Genomic DNA, 7,283 nt, shown 5'->3' with positions numbered 1-7,283 from the left:
TATGATAGTGCGTAAGTTCTATAATATTTAATCCTTACCTAAGCTTGTAACTCATGAGCAACATATTATTGCAACTAAATAGCAAAATTCATTATTAATCTACCTAGTAGCTTGCTAAGGTATGCTGTTAAATTATGAGGCTAAGATTTATCCAAACTTCGCCTTAAACTATATTCCAATAAACTATATTCCAATAAACTATAATCCAATTTATTTGATAGGTTTATAGTAAATTTACCACAAACATTGAGCATAGATATTGTTTCAATACTATTTTTTAAACCCTCCAAGGACTATTTTTCATGAATTTTATTTCTAAAAATTTTATTATCAAACAAATGCTTCCTATTATGGCATTGGGCGCTTCTGCAGCTATGATTATTACGCCAGCTCAAGCCCTAGACATTAAACAAGACCAAATTAACAATTGTGTTAAAGGCGCGGTAAGCTATAAAGTGGCTGATAATGCCACCGCTCAAAAACTATGTACCTGTACTGTTAATGTGCGTAGTAAGATGACATTAGGTCAAATGTGGGAAATTGAAAGTTATGCCCAAAGTGGCAAAAACCCTGCTACTCTTCCCTATGCTAAAACCATGCAAAGCGACTTACAACAATGTACTAAGGGCTTAAAACTTAACCCACCTCAAAAACCTAAAGCTTAAGCTATTTCAAGAGACTTAATCGATATTATTTACATAGGTTGACAATTGTCAGCCTTTTTTATTGACTAGTTTTACTGAATGCTTACACGCCATGCTTTGAGTCACTGTTAAATGTTAGTTAAACTACTATAACTGCCTTAAAGCTTAATAAACCATTGTTAATAAAATAAAAAAGGAAAATCAACATGGCCAAACCTACCGATGAAGTGATTACCTTGCCCAACTTTCCCATGCCTATCGTACAAAAGATAGACGATGAAATGATAGAAAGTGAAATTGTTCTCGATCAGTTTGTTGAAAATATGGACAAGGGCTTAATTCTTTATTTTTATCCGCGTGATAATACTCCTGGCTGTACCATTCAAGCAGTTGACTTTACTGAACAGTTAAAAGAGTTTGAGGCATTAGATTACAACATTATTGGGGTGTCTAAAGACAGTATTGAGTCTCATAAAAGCTTTATAGAAAAAAAACACCTTAAAATAGCTTTAATTAGCGATATAGAACAAAAACTTTGTCATCACTTTGATGTGATTAAAGAAAAAAATATGTATGGCAAAAAAACAATGGGGTTGGTTCGTTCAGCTTTCGTTTTTGATAAAGAAGGTAAGCTTACTCATGCCCAGCGTAATTTAAGAGCCAAAGATTATGCCAGCAGATTGCTTCAAACCTTATCTTAAGCTTTAGTGATGATTAAAGCCCTTATGATTTATGACTTAGCTTTATAAATCTAACTCCTTAAAAACCTTTAATACTTAGCTTTTAAGATCAAAACATTTATATTCAAATTTAGGGAATAGTCTCTTATGTCTCAAACTGCCTTAAAATCTAATAAAGAAATTCGACATGTTGATGCCGTAGTCATTGGGGCTGGAACTGCAGGTCATAATGCTTATCGTCAAATTAGTAAAGCGACAAACAATGTATTAATTATTAACGAAGGTATTTGGTCAACTACTTGCATTTATATGGGCTGTATGCCAAGTAAACTATTGATTGCTGCCGCTGATAGAGCTTACCATGCCAACCACTCAGATGAGTTTGGCGTAGAGGGACGCGCGATTATTAACGGTGAACAAGTTATGAAACGTGTTCGAAGTGAGCGAGATCACTTTGCCAGCTACGCCCTAAAAAATGTTGAAAGCTGGGATGAGAACAATAAAATTTCTGGCCGTGCTGTGATTACAGAATCCGGTCTTATTGAAGCTCATACTGCTACTGGAGAAACCTTATATATTAAGGCTGATCATATAATTGTTGCCACTGGATCTAAACCTTCAGTACCAGAAGGCTGGAAGTTATCATTAGGCGATGCTTTGATCACCTCTGATACTATTTTTGAGTTAGCAGATTTACCTAAATCGATGGCGGTAGTGGGTGCTGGTGCTATCGGCTTAGAGCTGGCACAAGCCATGAGCCGACTAGAAGTTGAAGTTGTTATTTTTAACCGTAGTGATATTGTAGGCGGCATAAAAGATGAAGCTATTAACCAAAAAGCAATTTCATGTTTTAGTAAACAATTAGATCTACGTATAAACACACGCATAGACAGTGTTTCGCGCGAAGAGAATAAGGATGATGTACATGCCGTCATCGATTACACCGATGCTGATGGCAACTCAAAGACTTGGCGTGGTGAGAAAGTTCTGGTTGCTACTGGCAGACACAACACACTAGATACTCTTGGACTTGAGCATGTGGGTGTGAAATTGGATGATAAAAACCGTCCCTTAAATATGAATAGAATAACTGGCAAGATTGAAGGCACTAAAGTTTATGTTGTTGGAGATGCCAATGCTTACATGCCTCTCTTGCATGTCTCTAGTAATGAAGGTTATTTATCTGGTAAAGAGGTGGCGCTTAAAATCTCAGGATTAGCAGATAAAATCAGTATGAGCGATGCCATTGCAAAGGATACCGACTGCGCTAATGACAGTAATATGCTCAATGATATGTCACCTGATAAGTCAAAGACAGCCACCACCCCGATGTCAGTGATATTTACCTCACCACAAATTATGACGATAGGCCAATCTTTGCCAGAGATTGAAAATGATGGCCGACCTTATGTTATCGGCGAGGTGAGCTTTGACAACCAAGGACGTAGCCGAGTGATGGGGGTTAACTGTGGTCTCTTGCATATTTATGCTTGCCCGGATACTCAATTAATTTTAGGCGCAAGTATGGTAGGCCCAGATGCTGAATATATCGCGCATATTTTAGCCACTGCCATAACTAACAAAGTCGATATTGAAGGCTTACTTGCCAGTCCATTTTATCACCCAACGATTCTTGAAGGGTTACGTACTGCCTTACGTGATACTGTAAGTAAAATTGATAAATATAATGCCTAATCTATTTTGTTTACTTTCAATACACTCTGTCAAAGTGTCACAGGGTGTTTTTTGTTTTTTTGAAAGTTAGTGATATTGTCAGTCAACGTAAAACACCAGTAGTCCAATACAAAGATAGCTTAAAGGGTAATGCTTATAGATAAAGGAGGTCTTAATTAAGCTTCATTTTGATGTATATTAAGATTACTAAAGAAAATGATAATTAACCACTCTACACAATTATTTATCATAGGACTGACAATGGCAAAAGAGACTGGCTCGCCAATAAGCACATTTTTTAATGAAATTTTGCACGATTTATACTCGAGTCTATACCTTGCCATAGGTGGTGATCTTGAGGAAGAAAGTCGAGATTGGGCTTCACGTGGCGTAGAGCTTGCTAGCACCACCATAAAAATTGTTATCTTATTACTGATTGTCGGATTTTTTTATTGGTTATTTACCTATTTTGCCAAGCGTTATCAAGTTCAGTTAAAGCTCTCAGATAAGCGGCTTAGCATTATTCGCTCCGTGTTACGCTATTTTTGGTTTGTCAGTTGCGTGCTTGCCGTCATGAGTCAAATTAATGTCGAGCATAATACGATTACCGCAACCGCAAAGGCTAGTATCTGGGCTGGCATCTATTACATTCTTTGGACCTCATCTGAGCAAGTCATTAGCCGCGTGCTAAAACACTATGGGCTTAATGCCTCTATCGAACAACTGCTCAAAAATATTTTTTCAGTACTAATTGTGGTTTTAGGTCTTGCCAGCGTCATGGCTCAGTTTGGCTTTGATATTGTATCGCTAGTCGCCGGTCTAGGTATCTTAGGTTTGGCCGTTGGTTTTGCAGCGCAATCGACTATTGCTAACTTTATTTCAGGTATTACTATTTTATTAGAGCAGTCCTTTAAGGTTGGAGACTGGATTAGTATCGGCGATAAAGAGGGCCGGGTAATTTTAATTTCACTGCGTACTACCCATATTTTGACCCGAGATAACATCACTATCATTATCCCTAATGCTACCGTAGCCTCCTCTGAGGTCACCAATCTTACCTCAAAAAACTTCATACGTTTTGATATTCAGGCTCGTATTGCCTTAGAGGCCGATATCGAAAAGGCAAGACAAGTTATCATGCAAGTGCTTGATGAAGCAGAAAACATTCTAAAGCGTCCTGAACCTTTAGCTACTGTGGATCATATTAGTGACTTTAGCACTGTATTTATTATTCGTTATTGGGTAAAACCTGCTGCAGTGGCTCGTATGCCAATTATAAAGGAAACCTTGCAAGAAAAAATTAAGGCGGGCTTTGAAAAAGCAGATATTTGTATTCCTTATCCACATATGCGACTGCTATTGCCTACTGAAAATCTGGACTCTGTTAAAAATGCGGCTGATATTGAGACATTGTTAAATCGTTCTGAGTCGCAACAAGATTTATTTAAATAAGGTAATAATAAGCACCTCATCAGGTATTAATTGGGTATTCATAGTGGCAAGAATATTAACTAAGTACTTTAAAATGATGCTTATTTCGCAAGCCTGATTATGCCGTAGTTGATGAATGTGGTAAAATCAGTTTTAATTATCGTAAGACTCCTACCTATTAGCTTATTTAGCCGCTTACATGTCCTACAAAATACCTTTTTAAAGCATACCTTATACCCAATCTACCCTACTATGCATAGTGAGCCATATAGTTTTTGCAATGTAGCTTGTTGATTGAATATATAAGTTAGCATTAGCATCAATAACGTAAAGGCCAACTATGTCCACCCCCACATCAGAAAACACCCATCAAAATCAACAATCTATTTCTCAAACTGATACAGCGAATGTATTAATACCAACATCAGACAAACGCTACGATATTATTATCACTTGTGCAGATGGCTTAGAAGCACCGCTGCAAACTGAGCTTGGTAGTATGGATATTGGTTGTGAGTTTAAAAGCACAGGCCGTATTGCTGTCAGTGCCAGCTTAGAGCAAATTTATAAAATATGCTTGTGGTCACGTGTAGCATCTCGCGTGTTATTGCCTATCAAAAAGCGCAATATCAATGCTGAATATGACGTTGCAGAGCAATTAAATAGTCTGGCTAAAACCGTAGACTGGACTCAGTGGTTCGGGTTGCAAAATACTTTTGCCATTCGCATGAGTGTGGATAAAAGGGTTCAAGTTAGTCAGCAGTTTGCCATGCTACGTATTAAAGACGCCATTGCCGATACCTTTAGCGAAAAACATGATGCTCGTCCTGATGTAGACAGCAATAATCCTGACTTCCCTATTTATGCCACCGTTAATGATAAACATGCTGAGATTTTCTTAGATTTATCTGGTACCAGTTTGCATCGCCGTGGTTATCGTGTAGCCATGACAGATGCACCATTGAAAGAAAACTTAGCGGCAGGATTGTTATATACCGTGGGCTGGCATAAAACCAAAAACAGCTATAGTGCATTGATTGACCCTATGTGTGGTTCGGGCACTTTTATCATCGAAGCGTTGCTGATGCAATGCGATTATGCTGTCGGTATCGACAAAGCTGAATCACAATTTGGTTTTTATAACTGGCAAGAACATGACAGTGAACTTTGGCAACAATGTGTGGCTGATGCTCAGGAGCGCTTCCACAATGGTCTAGAACAAGCTGCAAGCGGTAAATTACCCACTATTTTAGGGTTTGATGCCGATGCTGGCGCAATTAAAGCCACTCACAAAAACTTAACTGCTGCCGGTCTTATTGAAATTATTCCGCACTTAACCTTAGAGCAGCGCCCTTTATCTGAATTAAATATTGCTCTGGCTAAACCGCTATTAGATCGCAAGCTAAAACGTCCATTAATTATCACCAATCCACCTTATGGTGAGCGTTTGGGTGATGTTGATTTTATCAAGCCGTTATATCAAGGCTTGGGCTTAACGTTACAACAAATTTTTGCCAAACAAAAATATCAGCCTATGATTGGTTTGCTGGCCGCTCATGTAGAGCAAGCTGACGTGCTACCCATTGACAACCCACAAACTTTACGTTGTCATAACGGCGCGATTACGGTGTACTTCCGTCACGGTCAGCTAATCCGTAAAGAAGGTGAAAACCTAATTACCCGCTTTGAAAAAACTGAAATCAAAGTGGATGAAGCCCAAGACTTCGTTAACCGCCTGCAAAAGAATGTGAACCATTTAAAAAAATTAGCTGCAAAAGAAGACGTCACTAATTTGCGTGTTTATGATGCAGATTTACCAGATTATAAAGTCGCCATCGATGTTTATGGGGACTATATCCACGTACAAGAGTGGGCGCCACCGAAGACCATTCCACCAGAGACGGCTCGTAAACGCTTTAACTTAGCATTAATGGGTATTCGTGAGGTTTTTGGCATTAACCGTGAGCAAATATACATTAAAACTCGTGCTCGTCAAGTGGGTAACACGCAATATGGCAACCCTGAAGGAAGCGGCCAAACCAAAGAGTCTAAAGAGACATCTGAGCCTAAAAAGGACAATCGTAATCGTTATAAAGGCAATAAATTCCAACAAGCCCGTGAGGAAGCCAAACGTCTAGAGGCTCAGCGTTTAGCCCAGAAGAAACGTAAGCTACATGTGGTACAAGAAGACGGCGCTTATTTTTATGTTAACTTTACTGATTATTTGGACACAGGGCTATTCATTGACCACCGCAATATGCGAAGTATGATCCGCTCAGCCAGCCGAGGTGCGGATGTGCTAAATTTGTTTGCTTATACTTGTACAGCAAGTGTGCATGCAGCTTTAGGCGGTGCAAAGTCGGTAACTAGTGTCGATTTGTCACAGAACTATCTGGAATGGGGCAAACAGAACTTTGCTTTAAATGGTATAGATGTCACCACTAGCCGTTATCAATTTATCGCCTCGGATATTTTTGATTGGATTAAAGACAATAGCGATCAGTTTGATGTCATCTTTATTGATCCCCCTACCTTTTCAAACTCTAAGAAGTTCCAAGGTACTTTTGATGTTCAAAGAGACCACGTAGCTCTTATCAACCGTGCTATGAATCGCTTGGCCAATGGCGGGGTGATTTACTTTTCCAATAACTTTACTAAGTTTGAACTTGATGAAGATTTGTATGAGCGTTACGATGTGACTGAGATAACCGAACAAACCATAGGCTTTGACTTTAATACCAAAAAGCCTATTCACCAAAGCTTTGAGATTCGTCATAAATTGTAGGTTTGGCTTTACGAAGTTTGGCATCCACACTTATATGATATAAATGAATCTTATCAAGCAATAATATTA

5 protein-coding genes are annotated in these 7,283 nt (G+C 38.6%); all 5 read left to right on the top strand.

The window, feature by feature from the left end; translation table 11 throughout:
• The first annotated feature begins 302 nt into the window (after nucleotides 1–302).
• The gene (locus QZ265_RS08815; protein ID WP_296405403.1) at nucleotides 303–665 is read left to right on the top strand and encodes a hypothetical protein; all 363 of its coding nucleotides are present in this window, start codon (nucleotides 303–305) and stop codon (nucleotides 663–665) included.
• A 185-nt stretch (nucleotides 666–850) separates the two neighbouring features.
• Complete coding sequence (locus QZ265_RS08810) at nucleotides 851–1,345, top strand: peroxiredoxin (protein WP_296405402.1); 495 nt, start codon at nucleotides 851–853, stop codon at nucleotides 1,343–1,345.
• A 126-nt stretch (nucleotides 1,346–1,471) separates the two neighbouring features.
• Nucleotides 1,472–3,019: a dihydrolipoyl dehydrogenase gene (locus tag QZ265_RS08805; protein ID WP_296405400.1), complete on the top strand. Its 1,548-nt coding sequence runs from the start codon at nucleotides 1,472–1,474 to the stop codon at nucleotides 3,017–3,019.
• Between the two features lie 240 nt (nucleotides 3,020–3,259).
• Nucleotides 3,260–4,450, top strand: a complete 1,191-nt coding sequence (locus QZ265_RS08800; protein ID WP_296405398.1) for a mechanosensitive ion channel family protein — start codon at nucleotides 3,260–3,262, stop codon at nucleotides 4,448–4,450.
• 319 nt (nucleotides 4,451–4,769) lie between these two features.
• On the top strand, nucleotides 4,770–7,214 hold the full coding sequence (rlmKL, locus tag QZ265_RS08795) for a bifunctional 23S rRNA (guanine(2069)-N(7))-methyltransferase RlmK/23S rRNA (guanine(2445)-N(2))-methyltransferase RlmL (protein WP_296405397.1): 2,445 nt from the start codon (nucleotides 4,770–4,772) through the stop codon (nucleotides 7,212–7,214).
• The last annotated feature ends 69 nt before the right edge of the window (nucleotides 7,215–7,283 follow it).

The sequence above is a fragment of the Psychrobacter sp. genome (genome assembly GCF_018260395.1).
Classification (GTDB): domain Bacteria; phylum Pseudomonadota; class Gammaproteobacteria; order Pseudomonadales; family Moraxellaceae; genus Psychrobacter.
This window is presented reverse-complemented; position numbering and strand designations above follow the sequence as displayed.